Annotated in this window: 20 protein-coding genes; 7 read left to right on the forward strand and 13 right to left on the reverse strand. The window is 73.2% G+C overall.

Annotation, left to right across the window (positions count from 1 at the left end; translation table 11 throughout):
• Window positions 1-526, forward strand: a 526-nt coding sequence (locus F6X68_RS15595; RefSeq protein ID WP_225852231.1) for a hypothetical protein, incomplete at its 5' end; no start/stop codon positions are given.
• Window positions 527-655: 129 nt separating this feature from the next.
• A complete protein-coding gene (locus F6X68_RS15600) occupies window positions 656-1,024 on the forward strand; it encodes a hypothetical protein (protein ID WP_370518954.1) in 369 nt (122 codons plus the stop codon).
• A gap of 112 nt (window positions 1,025-1,136) precedes the next feature.
• Here the strand turns inward: F6X68_RS15600 and F6X68_RS15605 are convergent, their stop codons facing one another.
• The 12 genes from F6X68_RS15605 to F6X68_RS15660 form a co-directional block, all read right to left on the reverse strand.
• Window positions 1,137-1,697, reverse strand: a complete 561-nt coding sequence (locus tag F6X68_RS15605) for a dihydrofolate reductase family protein (RefSeq protein ID WP_151454954.1) — start codon at window positions 1,695-1,697, stop codon at window positions 1,137-1,139.
• Between the two features lie 111 nt (window positions 1,698-1,808).
• A complete protein-coding gene (locus F6X68_RS15610; RefSeq protein ID WP_151454955.1) occupies window positions 1,809-2,453 on the reverse strand; it encodes a dihydrofolate reductase family protein in 645 nt (214 codons plus the stop codon).
• A 43-nt stretch (window positions 2,454-2,496) separates the two neighbouring features.
• Window positions 2,497-3,150, reverse strand: coding sequence for a hypothetical protein (locus F6X68_RS15615; RefSeq protein WP_151454956.1), 654 nt, complete (start codon window positions 3,148-3,150; stop codon window positions 2,497-2,499).
• 106 nt (window positions 3,151-3,256) lie between these two features.
• Window positions 3,257-5,677 carry a carbohydrate-binding module family 20 domain-containing protein gene (locus tag F6X68_RS15620; protein WP_151454957.1) on the reverse strand — a complete coding sequence of 807 codons (2,421 nt, stop codon included), beginning with the start codon at window positions 5,675-5,677 and terminating at the stop codon, window positions 3,257-3,259.
• Window positions 5,678-5,948: 271 nt separating this feature from the next.
• Window positions 5,949-6,878 carry an ROK family protein gene (locus F6X68_RS15625; protein ID WP_225852232.1) on the reverse strand — a complete coding sequence of 310 codons (930 nt, stop codon included), beginning with the start codon at window positions 6,876-6,878 and terminating at the stop codon, window positions 5,949-5,951.
• A 40-nt stretch (window positions 6,879-6,918) separates the two neighbouring features.
• A complete protein-coding gene (locus F6X68_RS15630; protein ID WP_151454958.1) occupies window positions 6,919-8,376 on the reverse strand; it encodes an argininosuccinate lyase in 1,458 nt (485 codons plus the stop codon).
• A gap of 63 nt (window positions 8,377-8,439) precedes the next feature.
• The gene (locus F6X68_RS15635) at window positions 8,440-9,393 is read right to left on the reverse strand and encodes an amidohydrolase family protein (RefSeq protein WP_225852233.1); all 954 of its coding nucleotides are present in this window, start codon (window positions 9,391-9,393) and stop codon (window positions 8,440-8,442) included.
• A complete protein-coding gene (locus tag F6X68_RS15640) occupies window positions 9,390-10,331 on the reverse strand; it encodes a creatininase family protein (protein ID WP_225852234.1) in 942 nt (313 codons plus the stop codon). The genes F6X68_RS15635 and F6X68_RS15640 overlap by 4 nt, the downstream gene beginning before the upstream one ends.
• Entirely contained in the window at window positions 10,328-12,121 is a 1,794-nt protein-coding gene (locus tag F6X68_RS15645) for an iron ABC transporter permease (protein WP_225852235.1), read from the reverse strand. Before F6X68_RS15645 ends, F6X68_RS15640 begins: the two co-directional genes overlap by 4 nt.
• A complete protein-coding gene (locus F6X68_RS15650) occupies window positions 12,118-13,191 on the reverse strand; it encodes an ABC transporter ATP-binding protein (RefSeq protein ID WP_151454960.1) in 1,074 nt (357 codons plus the stop codon). The genes F6X68_RS15645 and F6X68_RS15650 overlap by 4 nt, the downstream gene beginning before the upstream one ends.
• A gap of 94 nt (window positions 13,192-13,285) precedes the next feature.
• A complete protein-coding gene (locus F6X68_RS15655; RefSeq protein WP_151454961.1) occupies window positions 13,286-14,335 on the reverse strand; it encodes an extracellular solute-binding protein in 1,050 nt (349 codons plus the stop codon).
• Window positions 14,336-14,385: 50 nt separating this feature from the next.
• On the reverse strand, window positions 14,386-15,549 hold the full coding sequence (locus F6X68_RS15660; protein WP_151454962.1) for an ROK family protein: 1,164 nt from the start codon (window positions 15,547-15,549) through the stop codon (window positions 14,386-14,388).
• A gap of 417 nt (window positions 15,550-15,966) precedes the next feature.
• Here F6X68_RS15660 and F6X68_RS15665 point away from each other — a divergent pair, with 417 nt between their 5' ends.
• Window positions 15,967-18,663, forward strand: a complete 2,697-nt coding sequence (locus tag F6X68_RS15665; RefSeq protein ID WP_151454963.1) for a sugar-binding protein — start codon at window positions 15,967-15,969, stop codon at window positions 18,661-18,663.
• 87 nt (window positions 18,664-18,750) lie between these two features.
• On the opposite strand, the gene F6X68_RS15670 is transcribed toward F6X68_RS15665, so the two are convergent.
• Entirely contained in the window at window positions 18,751-19,512 is a 762-nt protein-coding gene (locus tag F6X68_RS15670; RefSeq protein WP_151454964.1) for a sulfite exporter TauE/SafE family protein, read from the reverse strand.
• A gap of 193 nt (window positions 19,513-19,705) precedes the next feature.
• On the opposite strand from F6X68_RS15670, the gene F6X68_RS15675 reads away from it, so the two are divergent.
• From F6X68_RS15675 to F6X68_RS15690, 4 genes are all read left to right on the forward strand, one after another.
• On the forward strand, window positions 19,706-20,077 hold the full coding sequence (locus tag F6X68_RS15675; protein WP_151454965.1) for an SCP2 sterol-binding domain-containing protein: 372 nt from the start codon (window positions 19,706-19,708) through the stop codon (window positions 20,075-20,077).
• Window positions 20,070-22,151 (forward strand): glycogen debranching N-terminal domain-containing protein, encoded by a 2,082-nt coding sequence (locus F6X68_RS15680; protein ID WP_151454966.1) that lies wholly within the window; start codon window positions 20,070-20,072, stop codon window positions 22,149-22,151. The genes F6X68_RS15675 and F6X68_RS15680 overlap by 8 nt, the downstream gene beginning before the upstream one ends.
• 11 nt (window positions 22,152-22,162) lie before the next feature.
• The gene (locus tag F6X68_RS15685) at window positions 22,163-22,765 is read left to right on the forward strand and encodes a cysteine hydrolase (RefSeq protein ID WP_151454967.1); all 603 of its coding nucleotides are present in this window, start codon (window positions 22,163-22,165) and stop codon (window positions 22,763-22,765) included.
• A 153-nt stretch (window positions 22,766-22,918) separates the two neighbouring features.
• On the forward strand, window positions 22,919-23,923 hold a 1,005-nt coding region (locus F6X68_RS15690), incomplete at its 3' end, for an AMP-binding protein (protein ID WP_151454968.1).

A 23,923-nucleotide genomic window follows, 5' to 3' on the forward strand; every position in this document is an offset into this window, starting at 1 on the left:
CGATCCCCACGTCCGTCCGGAACGTCAGCCCGGGGCGTCACCCGGCCCCATGATCGCCGCAGCTGTCGCCGTGGTGGCCTCGTGCCTGTGCCTGCTGGGCCTGTTCGTCTACACGTACGGCGGCCACGACCGTCCAGGGCTGATCGACAGCCCCGAGGTGGCCGAGGTCGCGGAGCGCGCCTGCACCACCATGCGGGCCGCCGTGGCGGTACGGGCCGCACCACCACAAGCCGCGACGGAGGCCGAGGTACGCGCGATCCGGCAGCAGAACGACGCGGTGGTCGCCATGGTGGCAGAGGTACGACGCCTGGGAAAAGCCAGGCTGCGCGACGACCATCCGACCGCCGACTGGCTGTCGGACTGGGAGACCCTGGTCGACAGCCGGGAGCGCCATGCCGCAGCGCTGTCCGCCGGTCGCGAGCCCCGCTTCGTCGTTCCGGTCGTCGACGGGGTCGCGATCACCGACCGCATGAACTCGACCGGCCTGGTCTGCCAGGTGCCACCGCAACTGTTGGACCTGCCTTAGCCGCCGGCCCGTCTCGGCACGGCTGCTCCGTGATCTGGCTCACCCGGCCCCGGCCTGCGCCCCGTCCGGCACCCTGTTGCGCAGCCTGGAAGGGGTGCCGAGGTTTCGCCGGCAGGCAAACTGGAGAAGGTGAAGATCGCACCTGCGCTCAAGGGGGATCAACTCGTGTCCGACACCACCGCCCGGTCCGACCGTCAGGCAGACCGTCCCGCCGAGGTGACCGACCCGCTGCTGTGGAAGCTCGCCCTCGACGTGGCCGACGCCCACGAGCCGGACGGGGACGGTGGTTGCCGCAACCTGCTCTGCGCGGGCCAGGCCTGGCCCTGCCCGGCCTGGAACAACGCCCAGCGCGCCCTGCGCATGGCCCGCACCGACTCCGGGCAGCCGTCGCCGCACGCGACACGGCCGGCTGGCGGCCAGGGCCGCTCCGACCTCTCGGTGCCCGGGTTGACGCAGCGCATCCGGCCGAACGACCCGCGGGCGGCGTCGGCAGCCTAGGCAGTGTGTCGTAGTGGTCGTGCTGACGCCGCAGGCCCTGGGGCACCCGCGTCGCGCGTCCCAGGTCGGTCGGTGCGACGGCCGGAGCAGGCAGTCCTGGCGGTGACGCCGGTCAGCCGTCCACGCGGTAACGCGCGAAGATCGTGCCCTGCGAGAAGGTGTGCTGGTCGAGCAGGGTCAGGTTGCGGCGGACGCGGTCGGGGAGGGCGCGCGTGCCACCGCCGACGAGCACCGGGCAGATGATGAGGCAGATCTCGTCGACCAGGCCGGCCCGGTGGGCCTGGGCGGCCAGGTTGGCTCCGCCGATCGCCAGGTCGCGCGTGGCGGACTCCTTGAGCGCGCGGACCGCCTCCGGGTCGAACGTGCGCTCGATGCGGGTGCGGGCGCTGCGCGGCTCCTCCAGCGTGGACGAATACACGATCTTGTCGGCGGAGCGCCAGATCTCGCTGTAGTCGAGGATGTAGTCGGGGTGGCCGGGCTGCTCGTGCGCGGTCTCCCAATAGGACATCACGTCGTAGAGCCGGCGGCCGTACAGGTGGGTGCCGATGCCCCGGTCCAGGTCGTTGAGGAAGCGGTGCACCTCCTCGACCGGCTCGCTCCAGCCGAACTTGCCGTTCTCGTCGTTGACGTAGCCGTCGAGGGACACGATGTCGGTGTTGATCAGCTTGGCCATCTCTCCGCCTAGGTGTCGGGTCGTCTCGTGCGACCGGGGGCAGCCTGGTGGCCAGTATGAGACGAGGGCCCGACAATCCGGCGGCCCGTCCGGGCCACCTGTCGGGCGGCTTCAGTCGTCGCGTCCGGCACCGCGATCGGGCGCGCTCATGTCCCCCGTCGCGGGCGTGCCGTCCGCGAGCCCGTAGCGCAGGTAGACGGTGCCCTTCGGGCCGGCCACCGGCGGTTCGAGCAGGGTGACGTTCGTGGGCACCGCGCCACCGTCGAACACCTTCTTCCCGACGCCGAGCACGATCGGGTGCACCCAGAGGTCGAGACGGTCGAAGAGCTTCTCGCGCAGGAGGGTCTGCACCAGGTCCAGGCTCCCGACGACCTTCACGTGTTCGTGCCGGTCGCGGATCTCGCGTACCGCGGCGGCCAGATCCGGGCCGAGCTGCGTGGACCCGGCCCACGAGAGGTCGGGCCTGCCGCGGGAGGCCACGTACTTCGGGACCCGGTTGAAGAGCGTGGCGATCTCGTCGTCCTCGCCGCCCTCCTGGTGCGGCCAGTAGGCGGCGAAGATGTCGTACGTCCGCCGGCCGAGCAGGAGGGCGTCGGTGCCCTCGTAGGCGGCACCGACCTGCGCCCCGGAGACCGCGTCCAGCAGGGGCGCCTGCCAGCCGCCGAACGGGAACCCCACCGGGTCCTCGTCGGGGCCACCGGGCGCCTGCCCGACGAGGTCGAGGGTCGCGAACAGTTCGATGTGGATCAGGCCCACGTCCCACCCCCGGTGAGTTGGTGTTGGATCCGGCACTCGGCACTCACGATAGGTCACGGACCGGGTCTGGACGGGTGACCGCGCGCCCTGCGGCGTGCCGAGCGAAGATCTCGCGGACGGCGGGCAGCTCGTCGCCCTCGTCGGCGTCGACGTACCAGCCGTGCTCCGTGTCCGCGACGACGGCCTCCGGGGTGAGGAAGTCCCGGCCGAAGCGGTAGACGCCCAGGCAGTAGGCGAACTCGGATCCGATCATCGGGTCGATGCCGGTCTCGTCGCAGTGGTCCAGCAGGCCTTCGGCGACCCGCCACTGCTCGCCGTCGAACCAGAACACGCCGCAGGCCCAGTGGATCGTGCGGCCGGTCGGCACGTCGACGACGGCGCCGAACCGCTTGTTCGCCGGACGGTCGCGCACCAGGCGGACCAGGTCCTCGGGGACGTCGCCGTAGAGCGCCTCCTGCGCGGCGTACTCGTCCCAGCCCACGCTGAGATCCGCCTCGGGGCCGAAAGTCAGCAGCAGCGCGCGCCCGTCCGGGACGAAGTGCCACACGGTCGACTGCCCACCGCCGTCGTCCCAGGCGAACCGTTCCGCCCCGTCGACAGTGGTCGGCGCGTGGAAGGTGAGCTTGCTGACGATCGCCGCGCGCCGGCGCACCTCGTCGATCGGGGTGGCGCACAGCGCGTGCCAGGTCTCGTCCATGGGCAGCCATGGTAGCCACCGCGGGGGCGACGCCCGACCCGCGAGCGGCGACGCGCGGGCCGGTCGGCCGGGTGGCCGGCCCCGTCGGGGCCGGCCACCGGTGGCGTCAGCGCCAGGTGTCGGTGCGGGTGTGGGTGCCGCCCGCCGGGGTGGTGAAGCTCCGGTTGCCGCCGGACTCCCAGGTGACGGAGCCGTCGGCGTTCTTCTTCAGGTACTTGTACTCGACGGCGGTGTTCGGCGGCAGGCTGACGGTGGCCCGCCAGATCGGGTAGTCGGCCGGGGAGAGCGCGACGGCGTTCGCGGGGTTCCAGCCGCCGAGGGCGGGCAGGTTGCCGACGACGTACACGTTCTGGCCGAAGGAGGTGGTGGCGGTGGCGTGGAAGGCGGTGGCGACCGGTCCGGCGGTGTCGCCGCGGAAGGTCTCGGTGACGGTGTGGGTGCCGCCCGCCGGGGTGGTGAGGCTCCGGTTCGCGCCGGACTCCCAGGTGACGACCCCGGCCGCGGTCTTCTTGACGAACTTGTACTCGACGGTGGCGGACCGGGGCAGGTCGACCACGCCGCGGAACACCCCGCCGGCGGCGGGCAGCCGCACCGCGTTCGCCGGCGCCCAGTTGCCCAGCGCCGGGACGCCGCCGACGACGTAGACCTCCTGGCCGGCGGCCACGGTGGCGGTGACGGTGAAGGTCGTGGCGACGGTGTCCCCCACGGGCCCCGGCACGTAGGCGTCGGTCCGGGTCGTCGTACCGCCGGCGGGGGTGGTGAAGGTACGGCTGGCGGCCTCCTGCTCGACCACCGTGGTTCCGCTCTTGACCAGGTACCGGTAGGAGACGGCGGTGGCCGCCGGCAGGTCGACGGTAGTGGTCCAGGAGCCGGTGGCGGTGCGGGTGAGCGGCACGGAGCTGGCCGGGTTGCCGTTGCCGAGCGCGGGGGTGTCGCCCACGAGGTGCAGCGTGCGGTCGGCGGGCAGCGCGGCGGTGGCGGTGAACGTGGTGGCCACCTTCGCGGCGGGGCCGCCCCGGGCGTTGGCGTGGATGGCGATGGCGCCGTTGGCGGGGATGGTGACGGTGGCCCGGCCGCCGGTCACGGTGACCGTGGCGCCGGTGCACCCGGCGGCGGTGGCGGCGCCGGAGATGACGTCGCAGTACGCGCCGTCGGCGAGGCCGGTGACGAACTGGGCGGTGCTGGCGGCGGCGGAGTCGTTGATGCCGATCCACCCGCGGTCGCCCCGGTGGAAGCCGATGACGTTGCTGTTGACGACCGTGAAGTCCGAGATGGTCTTGACGTTGCGGGCGGTGTTGGCCCAGCCGACCATGCCCTTGATCCCGGTGGACCGGGTCAGGCAGGTCCAGGCGCCGCCGCAGACGGTGTCGGTCACGTGGCCGCTGCCGGTGGCCGGCGGCGACTGGTTGCGGTTCGACCAGGTGAAGCTGTCGTAGACCGAGGGCTTGCCGTGCGGGTACGCCAACGCGAAGTAGTTGGCCAGGGTGTAGTCGCTGCCGTTCTTGTAGGACAGCACCACCCCGTCGCGTTCGAGGTCGTGGTTGGTGACCATGGCGAAGACGTTGGCGCTGGGCGCGTCGAGGTTCCAGTTGGGAACGTTGGCGAGGTTCGCGATGGAGCCCTGGAAGCTGGAGCGCAGGCCCTTGGCGTACCCGAAGTCGAGCACGTCGCCGTTGCCGATGAACGCCCGCGCCTTGAGCGCGTCGTTGGAGGCGCCGTCGAAGATCTCCTGGGCGACGTACGGGCGCTTGTTCTCCGCGACGGTGTTGTTCAGCTTGCCGAGGATGGCCGCGAAGTCGGCCTTCTTGACGTGCTTGACCGCGTCGACGCGGAACCCGTCCACGCCCAGTCCGATGAGGTCGTTGAGGTACGCGGCGATCTTGTTGCGGACCTGCTCCTTCTCGGTGTACAGGTCGGACAGCGAGAGCAGCTCGCAGCTGGTCACCTGGGACTCGTTGTTCCAGTCGGTGATGCCGCCGGAGGTCGGGCAGTTGTCGCCGGGGTGGTGGAAGTCGCCGTGGCCGTACGGCACCGCCGGGTAGTCGTAGCCGGTGAAGGTGGTGCCGGCGTAGCCGACGGTGCCGGCCGCGTTGTTGACGCCGGCCATGTGGTTGACGACCGCGTCGACGTAGACGCGCACGCCGGCGGCGTGGCACGCCGTGACCATGGCGGCGAACTGCTGGCGGTTGCCGAACCGGCTGTCCAGCTTGTAGGACACGGGCTGGTACACCTCGTACCAGGGGTGCGCCCCGTCGGCGCTGTTGGGCAGGCTCACCGACTCCTGGGGCGGCGCGACCTGAACGGCGCCGTAGCCCGCGGGGCCGAGGTGGTCGGTGCAGGCCGCGGCGACCGAGTTCCAGTTCCACTCCCACAGGTTGGCCGTCACCTCGCTGTCGTTGAGGGCGACGGCGGCGCGGGCGGGCGCGGCGGCGGTCGCCACGAGCGGGGTGGCGCCGGACGCGACGACGACGGCGGCGAGGAGCAGGCGGGAGATGCGGGCGCGTAGGGGCGGTGTCGATCGTGCCATGACAGAAGGACCTACTTCCGGGGACGAAGAGGCACTGACGAGAGGACGGCCGTCCGGGTAGCAAAGACAATGCTCGATCGACAGCAGGCCCTGCAATACCTTGCAGCAAACTTCTCGAAATTTCATGGCAACATTGCCGACGGGCCCCGACAGGTCTCGTCCATAGCCCCCAAAAGCCACGGAGCCGACGATCCATGGTGGATCGTCGGCTCCGCGCTCTGCAAGTCCTTGCAAGGGCCGCCGGGCCCGACGGCGGCACCGGCCGGGCCGGTCAGCGGGGGGTCGGCACCGCCTCGCGGGCGAGGATGACCGCGCCGAGCAACGCGGCGTCGTCGGCGAACCGCGACAGCACCACCTCCGGCGGGTACGGAAGGACCGCCGCCATCCGCTCCCCCAGCAGGCCGCGGATCAACGCGTTGCCGGCCACCCCGCCGACCAGCACCACCCGCTGCGGGTCGAGCAGCAGGCAGCAGGTGACCAGGTGCCGGGCCAGCTCGTCGGCGCGGGCGGTCAGCGCGTCCCGGGACGGGCCGGGCCGCTCGGCGGCGGCGGCCAGCCCCCGCGCTCCGCCCGGCACGCCGAGCGACTCGGCGAGCCGGTCCAGCGCCCGGCCGGAGAAGCCCAGCTCCAGCATCGTGCCCGGCCACGGGCCACCGGCCACGGCGTACCCGATCTCGCCGGCCGCCCCGTGGTGGCCGGCCAGCACCGACCCGCGGACCGTGACCGCCGCCGCCACGCCGGTGCCCAGGCCCACCACCAGGCCGGGGTCGGCGTCGCGGAGCGCGCCGAGCCGCAGCTCGGCCAGGGCGGCGGCGTTCAGGTCGTTGTCGACCGCCACCGCCGGCACTGCCAGGCGGTCCCGGACCGCGTCGGCCAGGCGCAGCCCGTCCCAGCCGGGCACGTTCGGCGCCAGGTCGATGCCGTCGGAGCGGACCACGCCGGGCGAGGCGATCCCGGCCGCCGCGACCGGCGCGCCGACCTCCCCCACCAGCTTCGCGGCCAGCGCCAGGGCGCGGTCCAGGGCCTGCGGGGCACCCCGCTCGGCGTACGTCGGCACCCGCTCGCGGGCCAGCAGCCGGCCCTCGCCGTCGGCCACCCCGACCGCCATCTTGGTGCCGCCGAAGTCGATGCCGAGCAGCACGCCCGCGTCACCGGCCGGCGACGCGGACTGGGCGGCCCGGCCGGCGAGTCGCACGCTCACCGGACCACCTCCACGCCCCCGGCCGCCGCGTCCCGCGCGCTCATCCGGCCGCCCCCTGCGCGGCGACCGCGTCCAGCGCCTCGTCGGCGGCGGCGAGGCGGTCGCGGACGGCGGCCAGCCGGCCGGCGACGGCGTCGAACGTGCCGCGCAGCACCGCCACCTGGGCCCGCACCGCGTCCGCGCCGGGGCCGTCCACCTGGGCGCGGTCGAGCACCAGTTCCGGACGTACGGCGGCGGCGATCAGGTCGGCGACAGCGTCGTCGTCGAGCCCGTCGGCGATCCCCTCCGCCGCCGCCCGGACGGTCTGCGCGGTCCAGGTGGCCGGGGCCCCGCCCCGGACCAGTCGGCCGACGACCGAGTGGGCGGCCCGGAACGGCACCCCGTGCCGGGTCAGCGCGTCGGCCGCGGCGGTGGTGGTGGCGCCGGAGGCGACGATCTCCTCGGCCGACGGCGGCTCCAGCGGCTCGATCTCGGCGAGGAAGCCGCCGAGCAGGGCGAAGAACCGGTCGGTGCGGTCGTTGCTCTCCCAGAGCCGCACTTGCACGTCGGTGGTGGCGTTGTTGGAGTCCTCCCACCAGGCGGCGCCGACGTTGTTGAGCACGCTGGCGGCGTCGGCGGCGGTGGCGCCGGCCATCGAGACGAGGTGCTCCAGCACCACCGGGTTGCGCTTCTGCGGCATGATGCTGCTGCCCTGGGTGAAGTCGCCGGGCGTGCTCACCCAGCGCCAGCTCAGCCAGTCCATGAGGGTGCGGGCCAGCCGGGCGCCGGTCGCGAGGGCCTGGGCGTTGAGGGTGCCGACCCGCACGAGGTGGTCGGCGCCGGCCACCGCCTCGTACGAGTTGGTGACCAGGCCGTCGAAGCCGAGCAGCTCGGCCACCCGGGCGGGGGCGATGTCCAGGTCGGTGCCCGCGAACGCGCAGGAGCCCAGCGGCGAGACGTTGAGCTGGTCGATCAGCTCGGCGTAGGCGACGGCCTCCCCGGCGAGGGCCTCGGCGTAGCCGGCGAGGGCGTGCCCGATGGTGGTGGGCTGCGCCGGCCGGCGGTGGGTGTAGCCGGTGATCACCACGTCGGCGTACCGGTGCGCGGAGTCCAGTGCGGTCGCGCCGGCGGCGAGCACCCGGTCGAGCACGCCGAGGAGCTGCTCGCGCAGCAGCATCCGGAACACCCCGGCGTCGAGGTCGTTGCGGCTGCGGGCCATCTGCACGTCGAGCTCGGAGGTGGGGATGCCGCACGCCTGCGCCAGCCGCTTCTCCATCAGGTAGTAGGTGTCCTCGAAGGTGCCGTCGAACTCCGGCGCGCCGGAGGTGTCGGCGCGCAGCTCGGCCAGCCCGCGCAGCAGCCGGGCGCCCCGCTCGGCGGGCACCAGCCCCTGCTCGACCAGCATCACCACGTGGGCCTGGCTGGCCCGCACCATCGCCGGGAAGAGGTACCCGACGTGGTGGTCGTAGGTCGGCCGGAGGTGGTGCCGCTGATAGGTGGTCAGCGCGGGTGTGCTCATGACGGTCTCTACTTCCTTCCGTGCCGGGCTCGGCGTCGCGCGCCGCTCCCGGGCGTCAGCCGGTCAGTCGTCCAGGCCGAGCAGGCGCTCGGCGTTCCCGGCGAAGATCGCGCGTAGGTGGTCGTCGGGCAGCCCCAGCTCGCGGCAGATCCGCAGCTGGTCGTCGAGGTAGCGGGTGACGTACCCGCGCGGGAACCACGACGAGTCGCTGCCGAACACGATCCGGTGCGGGCCGATGGTCTCGTAGCAACGCCGGAACAGCTCGTCCAGCGTCAGCTTGTACGGCATCCAGCGCACCCACTGGTTCGACCCCGAGGTGTCGACGTGGATGTTCGGGCAGCCCCACGCGGCGAAGAGCAGGTCCTGCACGTGCTGGACGCCGAAGTGCGGCACCACCACGGCCAGCTCGGGGAAGCGGCGGGCCATCCGGGCCAGCTCGTCCGGGCCCCCGTACCGGCCGTGGGACAGGCCGCCGGCGCTGCCGTAGTGTCCGATGTGGATCAGCACGGGCACGCCGAGGCGCTGGGCGGCGCCCCAGAGCGGGTCGAGGGACTCGTCGTCGAGCGGGCCGCGCAGCAGCGGGGCGAAGAGCTTCAGCCCGCGCAGGCCGCGCTCGGTGACGGCGCGTTCCAGCTCGGCGGCGGCGTCCGCCCCGTACGGGTCGTGGTGGGCGAAGCCGAGCAGCAGGTCGGGGTGGCGGTCCACCACGTCGGCGACGGTGTCGTTGCCGCCGCCGGTGACGAAGACCGCCCGGCGCACGTTCACCGCGCGCAGCTCCTCGGCCCACCGGTCCGCCTCGTCCTGCCAGCGCTCGGCGGGCGGCTCCGGGTCGGAAAAGCCCCACGCCTGCCGCCACTGCCGCGCGTACGGGGCGGAAGCGGCGGCGCGGACCGCCCGCTCGTGCTCGCCGCCGGGGTGCATGTCGGCGGCGTGCTCGCAGGCCCGGATCGTCTCGTCGGCCCCGATGCGGAAGTGCAGGTGGAAGTCGACGACGTCCAGTCCACGGTCGACGGTCACGGCGCCTCCTCAAGCTCGGGTCCGCCGGCCGGCGCGGTCGGTGGCGCGTCCGCGGCCGGTGCCACTTCGGTGGGCAGCGGCGCGTCGGTGGGCGGGGCGGGCGGCGGGGCGGCCACCCAGGCGGCGACGACCTCGCGCAGCCGCGTCCCGGCGAGTTGCCGGACCCGCCGACCGGCCTCCTCGCCGGCCAGCGAGATGTGCCCGGACCAGCCCTGCCACGGGTCGGGCCGGGACTCCACCAGCACGTACGGGTGGGTCACCGGCAGCTTCGGCTTCGGCGGCAGGTCGGCGACCGCGTCGAGGCGGACCGCGTCGGGGTCGAAGCCGAGCACCCCGGAGGTCTCGTACGCCCCGCCGTGCCCGCGCGCCGGCAGCGGCCCGTACAGCTCGGCGGTCTCGGCCGGGGTGACCAGCTGGAACCAGTTGACCAGCAGCAGGCTCGCCGTGCGCCGCCCGGAGACCCACTCCATGGCGGCGCGGACGGTCGACATGTTCGCGTCGTGTCCGTTGACAATCAGCAGGCGGGGGAAGCCGGCGGCCACGATCCCCTCGATCACGTCGGCGAGGTAGCCGACCGCGATCTCGGGCCGGATCGACACCGTGCCGGGCCACGGCCGGGTCTGGCCGGGGCAGGCGGCGTACGGCACGGCGGGAAAGAGCACCCCGCGCGGGCCCGCCGCCGTGGCCCGATCGCCGGCCGGAGTCGCGCCGCCGTCGCCGGGCGCCGCCGCGCCGTCGCCGCCGGAGATCGCGCTCTCGGCGGCGAAGCCCTCGGCGAGGATCAGGTCGGTGCCGAGCGGCAGGTGCGGGCCGTGCCACTCGACCGCGCCGACCGGGAGCACCGCGAAGTCCGCCGCTTCGGCGACCGCCGCGAGTTCCCCGCCGGGGATCCGGGCGGCGGGGACCAGCCCGCCGCCCGTCGGCCAGGCCGCGCTCACGCCGTCCACTTGGCCGCCTCCCGACTGGAGCGCCGGCCGCCCTCCAGGCGACCGGAGACCACCATCACCACGAAGATCAGGACCACCTGGAGCATGCCGTACGCGGCGGCGGTGCCGACCTCGAACGAGTACATCCGGTTGTTGATCTCGACGGAGATCGGCGCGGTGTCGGAGGTGTAGATGAGCACCGAGGCGACGAACTCGCCGACGCCGTGCACGAAGGCGAGCAGCGCGCCGGCCACCACGCCGGGCAGCATCAGCCGCAGGGTGACCGTGCCGAACGCCCGCCACCAGGACGCGCCCAGGTTGCGTGCGGCCTCCTCCAGCGACGGGTCGAGCTGCGCCAGGGCGGCCGAGCTGGACCGGAACACCAGCGGCAGGAACCGCACGAAGTACGCCAGCGGCATGATCCAGAAGGTGCCGATCAGCACCTGTCCGAAGCTGAACGCGTTGCCCGTGCTGAACGCCGAGATCAGGTTGATCGCCACCACCGTGCCGGGCAGCGCCCAGGCCAGCATGACCGCCACGTCCAGCAGTCCCCGGCCGCGGAAGTCCAGCCGGCGCACCGCGTACGCGATGAGCACGCCGACGACGACGCAGGCGACGGTGGCGATGAGGCTCATCTGCAACGAGTTGAGGATCGGCTGGAACGCCGCCGGGTCGGAGAAGATCGTGACGAAGTTCTGTGTGGTGTACGCCGCCGGGATGACCTCGGTGGTCCAGGAGCCGTCCTCGGAGAACGCGACCAGGGCGATGGTCGCCACCGGCGCGAGCAGGACCGCGGTGGCCAGGACCGAGGCGGCCAGGGCGAGCCACTTGCCCAGCGGGTTGGTGATCTCGCGGCGGTGCGCGGCGACGCCCTTGGACTGGGAGCGGTAGCTGCGCCGCCCCTCGTACCAGCGCATGCCGAGCAGGAACAGCACCGAGACCACGCCGAGCACCGAGGCGTACGTGGAGGCCATCGGCAGGTCGCCGTTGGTGCGGTTGATGTAGATCTGCATGGTCATCGTCTGGTCCACCCCGAACAGCAGCGGGGCGGTGTACGACGCCAGCGAGGTCATGAAGACCAGCAGCGAGGCGGAGACCAGCGCCGGGGTGAGCATCGGCAGCAGCACCGTGCGCCACACGCGGACCCGGCCGGCGCCCAGGTTGTACGCCGCCTCCTCCACCGACGGGTCCATGCCCGACAGCGCGGCCGAGGCGGACAGGTAGAAGTACGGGTACATGGTGAACGTGTGCACGACCAGCACGCCCGCGATGCCGCTGAACGGCAGCACCGGGTTCTCGGCGCCGAAGAGCTGCTGGAGGCCGCGCGGCAGGATCCCGGTCTCGCTGTAGAGCAGCTGGAACGAGATCGCCCCGATCAGCGGCGGCAGCGCCGCCGGCACCAGGATGATCGCCTCGATCAGCTTGCGGCCGGGGAACGAGAAGCGCTTGAGCAGGAAGGCCATCGCCACGCCGACGACGCCGCAGAGCAGCACGCTGGCCGCGGAGATGATCAGCGAGGTGACCAGGGAGGACCGGGCGACCCCGCCGCCGGTGACGAAGCTGCCGTAGTTCTCCACGCCGTCCACGCCGACGCTCTCGGCGAAGGTGGCGAACATCGGCTGCACCACGTACCCGAAGAGGATCAGGGCGAGCGGGAAGACCAGGACGTACGGGAACCAGCGCGAGCCGGTGCCCCCGGCGAACCGCTCGGCGAGCCGGCGGCGCGGGCCGCGCGGCGGCGTCGGCTCGCCGGTGATCGGCGCGACGGTCGCCGGGCTGGGGGTGGCGGGGAGGGTGCTCACGGGCGCACCACCCACATCCGCTCCCGGTTCAGCCGCAGCCCGACCTGGTCGCCGGCGGCGATCCCGGCCGGCACGTCGATCGCGGCGACCTGCACGGGCTCGCCGGCCACGTCGACCACGAGGTTGGTCGCCATGCCGGTGAACTCCACCTCCGTGACGCGGCCGGGCAGCGCGCCCGCCTCGGTGGCCGAGGTCAGCCCGATGTGCTCGGGCCGGACGGACACCGACGCGGTGTCGCCCTGGCGCAGGCCGTGGTCGGTCGGGGCGGGCGCGGTGATCTCGCCGCCGGCAGGCAGCCCCACGGTGACGCTCTGCGCGTCGGCGGCGACCACCGGCAGGGTGAGCACGTTGCTGCGGCCGATGAAGCGGGCCACGAAGCTGGTCGCCGGGCGGTGGTAGATCTCCTGCGGGGCGCCGATCTGCTGTACCCGGCCGGACTGCATGACCGCGATCCGGTCCGACATGGCCATCGCCTCGGCCTGGTCGTGGGTGACGTAGATGGAGGTGGTGCCGGCCTCGCGCTGGATGCGGCGGATCTCGACCCGGGTCTCCTCGCGCAGCTTGGCGTCGAGGTTCGACAGCGGCTCGTCGAGCAGCAGGGTGCGGGGCCGGATCACCAGCGCCCGGGCCAGGGCGACGCGCTGCTGCTGGCCGCCGGAGAGTTCGTCGATGCGCCGGTCGCCGTAGCCGGCGAGGTGCACCTGGCCGAGCGCCTCCTCGACCCGCCGCCGCGCCTCGACCCGCCCGACCTTGCGGATCTTCAGGCCGTACGCGACGTTCTGCGCCACGCTCATGTGCGGGAAGAGGGCGTAGTTCTGGAACACCATGCCGGTGTCGCGCTTGTTCGGCGGCCGGCGGGTGACGTCCTCGGTGCCGAACCGGATCCGGCCGGAGGTGGGGAAGTAGAACCCGGCCACCATGCGCAGGGTGGTGGTCTTGCCGCAGCCGCTCGGGCCGAGCAGCGTGAAGAACTCCCCGGCGGCGATGGTGATGTCGACGTCGTCCACGGCCGCGGTGTCGCCGCCGCGCGCGAAGCGCTTGCTCACCGACTCGAGCGTGACATCGATCATGAGGTCCTCTCCTTCGTGCGGTACCGGACCTGGACGGTCGTCAGGATGGGGGGCGCGGGGGCGGGACGGGCCCGCCCCCGGGACGCCCGGGCGGTCAGCCCTTGTTCTTGATCTGGCCGTTCCAGTGGTTGATCCACTCGGTCTCGTTCTTGCCGATCACGTCCCAGTTGACGTCCAGCGGCTTGAGGCCGAGCTGGGCCAGCCACTCCGGCTTCTCGGCGATGTCCACGGCCGGGATCTGGTAGTAGTCCTTGGCCAGGTCGGCGCGGAGCTTGTCGTCGAAGAGGAACTCCATGAACTTCTGGGCGCCGGTGGTGTTGCCGCCCTTGACCGCGGCGATGCCGTCGACCAGCACCGGGGCGCCGGAGGCGGGCATCACGTAGCCGAACGGCATGTTCGACTGGTTGGCCTGGAGCAGGACGTCCTGGAGGTTCCAGGCGCTGAGCACGCCCTGCTGGCGGGAGAGCTTCAGGTAGAGGTCGGTCGGGTTGGCCGCGTACGCGCCGGTGTTGGCGTCGAGCTTCTTGAGCCAGTCGTAGCCGGGCTGCGGGTTGCTGCCGTCCGGGGACTGCCGCATGATCATGGCGGCGTAGATCGACCGCATCGTGCCGGACGCGGCTACGTCCCGGATGATGATCTTGTCCTTCCACTCCGGCTTCAGCAGGTCGTCCCAGTCCTTCGGGGCCTGCTCCGGGGTGAGCGCCTTGTTGTTGTACATGATGACCTCGGGGAGCAGGATCTCCCCGAACCAGCGGCCCTCGGCGTCCTTGTACTTCGGGTCCATCTTCGCGGCGAACGCCGGCTGCCAGGAGGTCAGCAGGTCCTCGCCGGCGCCGGCGGAGAGCCCCTGCTGGGTGCCGCCCCACCAGACGTCGGCCTGCGGGTTGGCCTTCTCCGCCCGGACCCGCTCCAGGATCTCCTGGGCGCCCAGGTTGAGGATCTCGACCTTGCCCTTGTACTCGGGGTACTTGGCGGTGAACTGGTCCACCACGTAGGTGGAGACCTTCTTGTCGCGGGCCGTGTAGATGGTCAGCTTCTCGGCGCTCGCGCCGCCGGCCGTGTCGTCACCACCGCCGCCGCCGCAGGCGGTGCCGGCGGCGAGCACGGTGGCGAGCGCACCGGCGAGGAGAAGTCGACGTCTCATGGGGTACCTCCGAGGGGTGTGGGGGGAACTGCGGTGTGCGTGGTGTGTGGTCAAGGAGTCGGCAGCAGTGTCGGCATGCCGGCGGCAGCCGCGGAGAGGGCGTAGCTGACCGCCCCGTGCAGCACCGCCCGGTCGCCGAGCACGGCCCGGCGCACCTCGGTGCTGCTCGGCGCGGCGGCGGTGACCAGCGTTTGGAGCCGGTCGACGGCGGCGTCGTCGAGGTGGGCGGCGGCCCCGCTGAGCAGCACCCGCCCGGGGTCGACGACGCAGACGCAGGAGACGATGAGCCGCGACCAGGCCGCGAGCACGTCGTCCAGGTAGGCGGCGGCCCGGTCGTCGATGGCCGCCAGCGCCACCAGGTCGGCCACCGGCGAGTCCGGCCGCCGCCCGGGGGCCAGGGCCACCATCCGCTCGGCGATGGCGTTCTCCGACCAGCGGGCCTCGAACGGACCGATCCCGTCGTGACCCCGGTCGGTCGGGTCCAGTGGCAGGAAGCCGACCTCGCCGGCGGCCCCGCCGGCGCCCCGGCGGACCTGCCCGTCAAGCACCAGGCCGGCGCCGATGCCGTCGGCCACGTGCAGCAGCAGCAGGTCGGCGACGTCGCTGCCCGCGCCGACGGCGTGCTCGCCGGCCGCCATCAGGTTCACGTCGTTGTCCACCACCACCGGCACCCCGAGCCGCCGCTGCACCGACTCCCCCACCGGCCGGCCCTCGACGAGGCCGACCGAGGGGGCGAGGCGCACGGCGCCGCCGGTGGAGATGCCGGGCGCGGCGATGGCCACCCCGCGCAGCGCCGGCAGTCCGTCGCCGGCGAGTTCGGGCACCGAGCGACAGATGGTGTCGACGATGTCGCCGGCGAGCCGGACCGCCCGGTGGGCGATGACGGCGCCGTCGCTGTCGGCGATCTCGCAGCTGATCCGGGACGGCTCCAGGGAGACGGCGGCGACCAGCTCGGCCCGCGGGTTGAACTCCAGCATCGCCCGTGGCCGGCCGGTGCGGGAGGTCCCCGGGCCGCGCTCGATGAGGTACCCCTCGGCGATCAGCTCGCGCACGAGCGGGGTGAGCGTGGCGGGGCTCAGCCCGGTGAGCTCGGTCAGCTCGGCGCGGGAGAGCACCCGCACCTGGCGGGCGGTGGAGATCACGGACAACCGCTTGATCTCCTTCGACCGCTCCCGGCTCACCGGGCTCGTTGGTGGCGTCACCACGTCAGTCACACTTCCTTCCTACGGCGAACGAACTATCGAGTCAAGTAACGAAACCGTCTCGTTACCTTGCGGCCTCCTTCTTGAGCAGCAGAAACGCCCTTCCTTGGGCCTCGGGGAGGCCGCCGGACGGGCGCACTCACCGCCCGCAACACCTCGGATGGCGGGGGGTTAGTTTCTTTCGCAAATAAAGAAAGACCTTGCAAAGCATTGACGGGCCGCCGCGCCGGTCCCTAGCGTCACCGGGCGAAGGCCTTCCAGTGTGTACGGACCCCCGTGCCGCTGCGTACCTGAGGTGACGCCGGCGCTCCCTCGTGCCCCGGCGCCCCTGCCCGCCCTCTCACCGTCCGACCGCGACCCCCACGTCGACGCCCCGCGTCCGACGTCGCCGGCCGCTGCCCGGACCTCGCGTCACGCGAAAGGATCCGCATGCGTCTCAAGGCGTTCCTGCTACCCACGGCGCTCGCCCTGGCCCTGTCCGGGACACCGGCCGTGGCCCTCGCCGCACCCCCCGACGCCCGGCCGACCGACGCCGTCGACCTGGACGTCCTCTTCGTCAGCGCGCACCCCGACGACGAGGCCGGCAGCCTCGCCACCCTCGGCCAGTGGAGGGAGAAGCACGGCGCCAAGGCCGGCGTCGTCACCATCACCCGCGGTGAGGGCGGCGGCAACGCCGTCGGCCTGGAGGAGGGCCCGCCGCTGGGCATCATCCGCGAGCGCGAGGAACGCACCGCGATCGGCCGCGCCGGGGTGGAGAACCTCTACAACCTCGACCGCGTCGACTTCTGGTACACCGCGTCCGCGCCCCTGTCCGAGCAGATCTGGGGGCACGACGACACCCTCGCCCAGATCGTCCGGGTGATCCGGCAGACCCGGCCCGAGATCGTCATGACGATGAACCCGTCGCCCACGCCCGGCAACCACGGCAACCACCAGCAGGCCGCCCGCTTCGCCGCCGAGGCGTTCCACGCCGCCGCCGACCCGAAGGCGTTCCCGGAGCAGGTCACCAAGGAGGGGCTCAAGCCGTTCCGGGCGGCAAAGTTCCTGCGTACGGGCGGCAGCGGCAGCTCGACGACCGGGCCGCAGTGCGCCACCGGCTTCGTGCCGGCCGTCCCGACCGACCAGGTGTTCGGCGTCTGGGAGGGCGCCCGCAGCGCCGGCGGCAAGACCTGGGCCGAGGTCGAGGTCGACGCCCGCCGGGACTACGTGACCCAGGGCTGGGCCAACACCGCCGCCGCCCCCACCGATCCTGCCAAGATCCGCTGCGACTTCTACACCCTGGTCGACAGCCGTGTCCCGTACGACCCGGCGGACACCTCGCCCGAGGCGATCCTGCGCGGCTCGGTCCTGCCCCCGGCCGCCGGCGGGCTGCCCAAGGGCACCGAGCTCTACCTGACCGCCGACCGGTTCGACCTCGCCCCCGGGCAGAGCGTCGAGGTCACCGCGCACGTGCGGGCGCCCGGCAACCGGGCCCTCACCTCGCCCCGGGTCTCGCTGCGGCTGCCGCAGGGCTGGACCGCCAGCGGTTCCGGCGCGGTGCGCGGCGCCGTACCGGCCGGCAAGGAACGGACTGTCACCTTCACCGTGACCGTCCCCGCCGGCGCCGACACCAACGAGCAGCACCTCGTCGGCGCGTCCCTGAGCACCGGGCAGGGCACCGGCCGTACGGACCGCGCGGTCCGGGTGGTCGCCGACGTGCGCGGCACCCTGGAGCCGCTGCCCGAGGTGGGGCTGTTCCGCACCTGGGCCGGCGACAGCGGCTACCCGCAGCTGGACACCCTGATCAAGCCGGTGCTGACCATCGGCTCCGGCAAGAGCCGGACGGTCCGGGTCGACCTGCGCAACCACGGCGAAACCGCCCAGAGCGGCACCGTCGCCCTCGGCCTGCCGGCCGGCTTCACCGCCGACGCGCCGACCAAGAGCTACGCGGCCCTGGCGCCGGGCGCGACCGGGGCGGTCACCTTCACCGTCACCAACAGCGACGCCAGCCTGCCGACCGCCAACGAGGGCGGCGACGGCGGCGACTACGGGATCACCATCACCACCACCAGCGCCGCCGGCAGCACCGTGGAGACCGGCGCCCTGGAGATCGTGCCGACCAGCGAGGTGCCGCACGCCGGGCACGACCACGCCGTCGACGGGGTGGCCTCCCCCGGCGAGTACCCCGGCGAGGAGCTGGACCTGTCCCGCATCTGGGAGGGACAGGCCACCACGCCACAGGACGCCTCGGCCACCGGCCGGATCGCCTTCACCGAGGACGCGCTCGTCGTGTTCGTACAGGTCACCGACGACGTGCTCGGCAAGAAGGTGGTGCCGCAGGACTGCAAGCGGCAGCGGCGCACCGACAGCGTGGAGATCATCGTCGACCCGAAGGGGAACTCGACGGACACCTCCACCGTGTTCAAGGCGGGCATCTTCCCGGTCACCGACGACCCCGCCAACGGCGACCCGCCGTGCTGGCAGCGCGACGCCGACAACCGGCAGGGACCGGGCGCCACGACCGCCCCGGGGATGACCGTCGTCAGCAAGGTCACCGCGCCGTACACCGGCTACACCATCGAGGCGCGCATCCCGTTCGCGGTGCTGCCCGACGCCATCGACCCGGCGCGGATGGGCTTCAACGTGCTGGTGTACGACTCGGACACCCAGGACCTCAGCTCCCAGTCCCGGCTGGGCTGGTCCACCTTCACCGGCGTCCGGGCCGACCCGTACCGCTACGGCCTGGTCACCCTGCCCGGTCTCACCCCGGCCCAGCGGCAGCCCAGTGCCCCGGTCTTCCCGGACACGGCGGCCCGTAGCGTGCACAGCCCGCAGACCATCGCGCAGTCGGCGGTGGACGGCGTGGCTCCGGCCGCCGTCACCCGGCTGCCCGAGCGGGCGCTGCGGCTGACCGGCCAGCGGCAGGTGGCCGGCGGCGTGCAGGTGACCGTCCGGGCCGACCGCGCCGGCACGGTGTACCTGCACACCTGGGACGGCGACCGGTCGCTCGGTGAGCGTTCGGTGCAGGTGCCCTCCGGCCGCCCGGTGACCGTCGTGGTCCCGGCGACCGGTGGCACGCCCACCTCGGTCCTGGCGGCCTTCGAGGCCGGCGGCGCCGCGCTCGCCCGCCAGGTCCCGCTGACCTGACCGGTGCGGGACGGGCCCCTGCCATCCGAGCGGACGGCAGGGGCCCGTCCCGTCGTCGGGGCCGGGACTCCCCGGCGGCAGCGCGGTCTACAGGACGTTGCGCCTCAGCAGGAACAGCCCGAAGAGCACCCCGAACGCGACGACCACCGCCCTGAGCGGGCCCTCGGGGAGTCTGCGGAGCAGTCGGGCGCCGACGTAGCCGCCGACGACGGTCGCCGGAGCGACGACTGCCACCCCCGCCCAGTTGACGGTGCCGAAGAGGACGTAGAGCACCACCGCCGTGAACGAGATGACGGCCGACAGCAGGTTCTTCAGGGCGATCGTCCTGGTGAGCGGCTCGTGCTGGAGGAGCGCCAGGCCGGCGACCAGGACGATGCCGAACCCGGCGCCGACGTAACCGCCGTAGAGGCCGCCCAGGGCGACGGAGAGTTGCAGGGCCGCCGGGTGTGCCCGCCGGTCCCGCGGCGCGGAGCGCCGGACCAGGCCGTCCAGCCAGCCCCGCAGACCGAGGACGGCCGACGCGGCGAGCACCAGGAACGGCACGATCATGTCGAAGACGCGGGTGGGCGTCACCAGCAGCAGCACCGACCCGGCGACGCCGCCGACGACCGCCGCGGGCAGGACGCGTCGCACGTCGCCGCGGGGCGGCAGGTCCCGGTATCCTCCGGCGACGCTCGCCACGTTGCCGGGGAAGACGGCGACGGTGCTGGTCAGCTTGGCGGTGAGCGGTGGGATGCCGGCAGCGATCAGCGCCGAGAAGGCGATCAGGGAACCGCCGCCCGCGACCGCGTTGAAGGCGCCCGTGGCGACACCGGCGGCGACGAGCAGCGTCGCCTGGATGGGATCCATCGGATCCCAGGCTAGTGCCGATGCCCGGCGGCGGGGCGGGTGTCGGCCGGGCCGCCCGGCCCGCCACGCGCGGGACGGCTCGGGGCCGGCCGGCGGTGGGCGCGACCTGCGGTGGGGCCGCGCGAAGTTCACCTTCTCCGGGTGAGGCGGTGGCGGCGTTTCCGGGGAATGGTGGCCGGTGAGGAGGGTCGCGATGGCGGATGCCACCGAGGATTTCTTCCACGGCCTCGCGCGCCGTGGGCACGACCGCCGGCTCAGGGCGATCGACGAGGGCAGCGTGCGCTTCGACATCAGCCGCGACGGCCGGACCGCGCACTGGCTGGTCTCCATCGACAAGGGCGACGTCAGGGTCTCGGAGGAGGCGACCGGCGGGGACGCGGTCGTCGAGGCGGACCGGGCGGTGTTCGACCGGATCGCCAGCGGGGAGGCGTACTTCCTGACCACTGTGCTGCGCGGCGAGGCGGCCGTGGCGGGCAGCCCTCGGCTCTTCGCGACCGTCCGGAAGCTCTTTCCGCCGCCGCCCACGTCCCGGGGCACGCGCCGTCGGGGAGGCGGCCATGAGTGACGACCAGGTGGGCATCCTGGACGGCACCACCTTCCTGGTCTGCGACCGGGCCGGCGACATCCTCCCGTCGCCCGACACTCCGCTCGGCCTCTTCGCCCACGACACGCGCCTGCTGTCGAAGTGGGTGCTCACGATCGACGGGGAGCGGTTGAGCACCCTCGCCATCGACGACATCCACTACTTCGAGAACCGGTTCTACCTGGTCCCCGGCCACCAGGACGTCTACGTCAACAGCACGCTCTCCGTGCGGCGGGCACACACGCTCGACGCCGGCCTGCACGAGGAGCTGAGCATCACCAACCATGCCGGCCAGCCGGTCGACCTGACCGTCCGGGTCGAGGTGGACGCCGACTTCGCGGACGTCTTCGAGGTCAAGGACGCGACGGCGCGGAAGAAGGGTCGGCACTACCGACACGTCGACGACGGGCGCCTCGTCCTCGGCTACGAGCGGGAACGGTTCCGGCGGGAGACGATCGTCTCCGCGACGACGCCGGCCGAACTGGACGAGGACGGGCTGACGTTCGCGGTCCACCTCGAACCGCACGGCAGGTGGCGGACCAGGCTGACCGCGGAGCCGGACCTCCCGATGCCGCGAGGGCTGGAACGGCTCACGATTCCGGGACGGGCGCGCAGCCGGGACAAGGAGCGCCGGCTCAAGGACTGGCTGGCGGAGGCGCCCCGGCTGGAATCCGGCTTCGAGCCCCTGCGCGGCGCGTACCGGCGCAGCCTGATCGACCTGGCCGCGCTGCGGTTCAGCCCGTTCCTCGCCGAGGACCGGAGCGTGCCGGCCGCCGGCCTGCCCTGGTTCATGAGCCTGTTCGGCCGGGACAGCATCCTCACCAGCCTCCAGGCGCTGCCGTTCGCGCCCGATCTCGCCGCCACCACGCTCAGGGTGCTCGCGCTCCGGCAGGGCAGCCGGGTCGACGACTTCCGGGAGGAGGAGCCCGGCCGGATCCTGCACGAGATGCGGTACGGGGAGATGAGCGTCTTCGAGGAGACGCCGCACACGCCCTACTTCGGCAGCGCCGACGCCACTCCCCTGTTCCTGGTGCTGCTCGACGAGTACGAGCGCTGGACCGGCGACGCCGCGCTCGTCCGCTCGGTCGAACAGGAGGCGCGGGCGGCGATCGACTGGATCGACCACTACGCCGACCTGACGGGCAGCGGCTACATCTCCTACGAGCGGCGCAACACCCGCAACGGACTGGAGAACCAGTGCTGGAAGGACTCCTGGGACGGCATCTCGTACCAGGACGGGCGGCTGCCCGGCTTCCCCAGGGCGACCTGCGAGTTGCAGGGGTACGCGTACGACGCGAAGATGCGCACCGCCCGGCTAGCCCGGACGATCTGGAACGACCCGGCGTACGCGGACCGGCTGGAACGGGACGCCGCCGAGCTCAGGCAGCGCTTCAACCGCGACTTCTGGGTCGCCGACGGCGAGTACATGGCCCTCGCGCTCGACGGTGACGGCCGCCAGGTGGACGCGCTGTCGTCCAACATCGGCCACCTGCTGTGGAGCGGCATCGTCGACGAGCCGAAGGCCGCCGCCCTGGCGCGACACCTGATGTCGCCCGCGCTGTTCAGCGGCTGGGGGGTGCGCACGCTGGCCGAGAGCGCGAGCCGCTACAACCCGATCGGGTACCACGTCGGGACGATCTGGCCGTTCGACAACTCGTTCATCGCCTGGGGCCTGCGCCGCTACGGCTACGCCGACGAGGCGGCCCGGATCGCCGCCGGGATCCTGGACGCGGCGGTCTTCTACGACGGCCGGCTGCCCGAGGCGTTCGCTGGCTACCCCCGGGCCGAGACCAAGTATCCGGTCAACTATCCCACCGCGTGCAGCCCGCAGGCGTGGTCCGCCGGGGCCACCCTGCTGCTGTTGCGCACGATGCTCGGGCTGCAACCGGTCGGCGAAGACCTCGTGATCAGGCCCGCTCTGCCCGCTAGTCTCGACTTCGTGGCGCTGCTCGACATTCCCGGGCGGTGGGGGCGCCTCGACGCGTACGGCAGAGGGCCGGCCGGCGCGGGCGGACGCGGCCACCAGCCGGCGCCGCAGCAGCTCTCCGCCCCGTGACGGGAGGGACGATGCGAGAACTCGACCCGATGCGGACCGCCGTCGTCGGCGTCCACTGGCAGCACGAGGTCGTCAGTCCCGACGGGGTGTTCGGTCCGTTCTTCGCCGAGCAGGTCTCCCGGCACCGCGTCGCCTCGTACGCGGCGCAGGTCGCCACGGCGGTGCGCGCCAGTGGCGGCCTCGTCGTCTACACGCGGGTCGCGTACCGGCCCGGATACCCGGACCTCATCCCCAACACGCCCAGCTTCGCCATGCTCCGGGAGCGGCAGGCCTACCTCGAGGGCGCGCCCAGGGCCCGGATCGTCGACGAACTCGCGCCGGAGGCCGGCGACGTCGTCATCACCCACGTCCGGCTCACCGGCTTCTTCGGCAGCGAACTCGACACCGTGCTGCGGCGCCGGGGCGTGGACACCGTCCTGTTCACCGGTGTCGCCACCAATCTCTCCGTCACCGGCACCGTGTTCGAGGCGGTCAACCTCGGCTACCGGCCGGTGGTGGTCTCCGACGCGTGCACCGCCGCGACCGACGAGGCACACCGGGCCAGCCTGGAGACGCTGGGCCAACTCGGCGAGGTGGTCACCACCGCCGAGGCCGTCGACCGCCTGTCGAGGTGAGCCGTCGGGCCGGGCGGCCCGTCGCCCGGCGGCCGCCCCGGCCGGGCCACTCCGGCGGGCGGCCGGCCAGCCCCGACAACGGCCCGGACAGCCCCTAGCCCGGCCCGTTTGCATTGACGACGGGCGTGCCGCGCTGGCAGCATCCGGCGCATCATGATCAAGGAAAGCGGTTGGTCAGCGCCCCCCGTCCCCGCCCGGCCGTCCGGCCAGCCCGCCGGGGGCGAGCCACACCACGCGGACCTCGTCCATGAGGCGATCGTCCGGCATCCCGCCGACGCGTTGGCGCTGGGCACGGACGACGCCCTCGTCACCTACGGGGAGTTGCGCGCACGCAGCAACCGGCTGGCCCGGCACCTGCGGGCAACCGGGGTACGCCGAGGCGACCTCGTCGCCGTCCTGCTGCCCCGCGGCGTCGACGGGATCGTCAGCGTGCTGGCGGCGCTCACCGCCGGCGCCGCGTACCTGCCCGTCGACGCCGGCTACCCGCCGCAGCGGGTCCGGCACATGCTCACCGACTCCCGGGCGCGGGTGCTCGTCACCGTACGGTCGCTGGTCCGGCCCGACCTGGTGGTTCCGGGCACCCCGGTCGTCCTGCTCGACGACGACCGGGCCACGCTCGCCGCGTACCCCGACCGCCCGCCGGCCGTGCCGGTCGGCCCGGGTGACCTCGCGTACGTGATCTACACCTCCGGGTCCACCGGCCTACCGAAGGGGGTCATGGTCGAGCACGGCTCGCTGCGCGGGCTGGCCCGGTGGCGGGCCGGCGCGGAGCGCCTCGGTCCCGACGACCGCTGCCTGCACCTGTTCTCCCCCGGCTTCGACGCCTCCGTGTGGGACATCTGGGCGCCGCTGGTGGCCGGCGCCAGCCTCTGGATGCCCGACGACCAGACCCGAATCGACCCCGACCGGCTGGTGGACTGGCTCGCCGCGCACGCGATCACCTCGGCGACGCTGCCCACCCCGCTCGCCGAGGCCGTGCTGACCCGGCCGGCGCCGCCCGACGGGGCACTGCGCATCCTCGGCGCGGGGGGCCAGCAGCTGCTGGCCCGCCCCCGCCCCGAGCACACGTTCACCACCGTCAACCTGTACGGCCCCACCGAGGCCACCGTGCTGGCCATGGCCGGGGAGGTGGCGGTCGAGGGCGACGGCCCGCCGTCG

This window comes from Micromonospora sp. AMSO12t (assembly GCF_008806585.1).
Classification (GTDB): Bacteria; Actinomycetota; Actinomycetes; order Mycobacteriales; family Micromonosporaceae; genus Micromonospora; species Micromonospora reichwaldensis.

Excerpts from the sequence above, each read along its gene's own strand:
- F6X68_RS15605 (WP_151454954.1), bottom strand. The coding sequence starts at position 1,697 with ATGGCCAAGCTGATCAACACCGACATCGTGTCCCTCGACGGCTACGTC.
- F6X68_RS15615 (WP_151454956.1), bottom strand. The coding sequence starts at position 3,150 with ATGGACGAGACCTGGCACGCGCTGTGCGCCACCCCGATCGACGAGGTG.
- F6X68_RS15620 (WP_151454957.1), bottom strand. The coding sequence starts at position 5,677 with ATGGCACGATCGACACCGCCCCTACGCGCCCGCATCTCCCGCCTGCTC.
- F6X68_RS15630 (WP_151454958.1), bottom strand. The coding sequence starts at position 8,376 with ATGAGCACACCCGCGCTGACCACCTATCAGCGGCACCACCTCCGGCCG.
- F6X68_RS15650 (WP_151454960.1), bottom strand. The coding sequence starts at position 13,191 with ATGATCGATGTCACGCTCGAGTCGGTGAGCAAGCGCTTCGCGCGCGGC.
- F6X68_RS15655 (WP_151454961.1), bottom strand. The coding sequence starts at position 14,335 with ATGAGACGTCGACTTCTCCTCGCCGGTGCGCTCGCCACCGTGCTCGCC.
- F6X68_RS15665 (WP_151454963.1), top strand. The coding sequence starts at position 15,967 with ATGCGTCTCAAGGCGTTCCTGCTACCCACGGCGCTCGCCCTGGCCCTG.
- F6X68_RS15670 (WP_151454964.1), bottom strand. The coding sequence starts at position 19,512 with ATGGATCCCATCCAGGCGACGCTGCTCGTCGCCGCCGGTGTCGCCACG.
- F6X68_RS15675 (WP_151454965.1), top strand. The coding sequence starts at position 19,706 with ATGGCGGATGCCACCGAGGATTTCTTCCACGGCCTCGCGCGCCGTGGG.
- F6X68_RS15680 (WP_151454966.1), top strand. The coding sequence starts at position 20,070 with ATGAGTGACGACCAGGTGGGCATCCTGGACGGCACCACCTTCCTGGTC.
- F6X68_RS15685 (WP_151454967.1), top strand. The coding sequence starts at position 22,163 with ATGCGAGAACTCGACCCGATGCGGACCGCCGTCGTCGGCGTCCACTGG.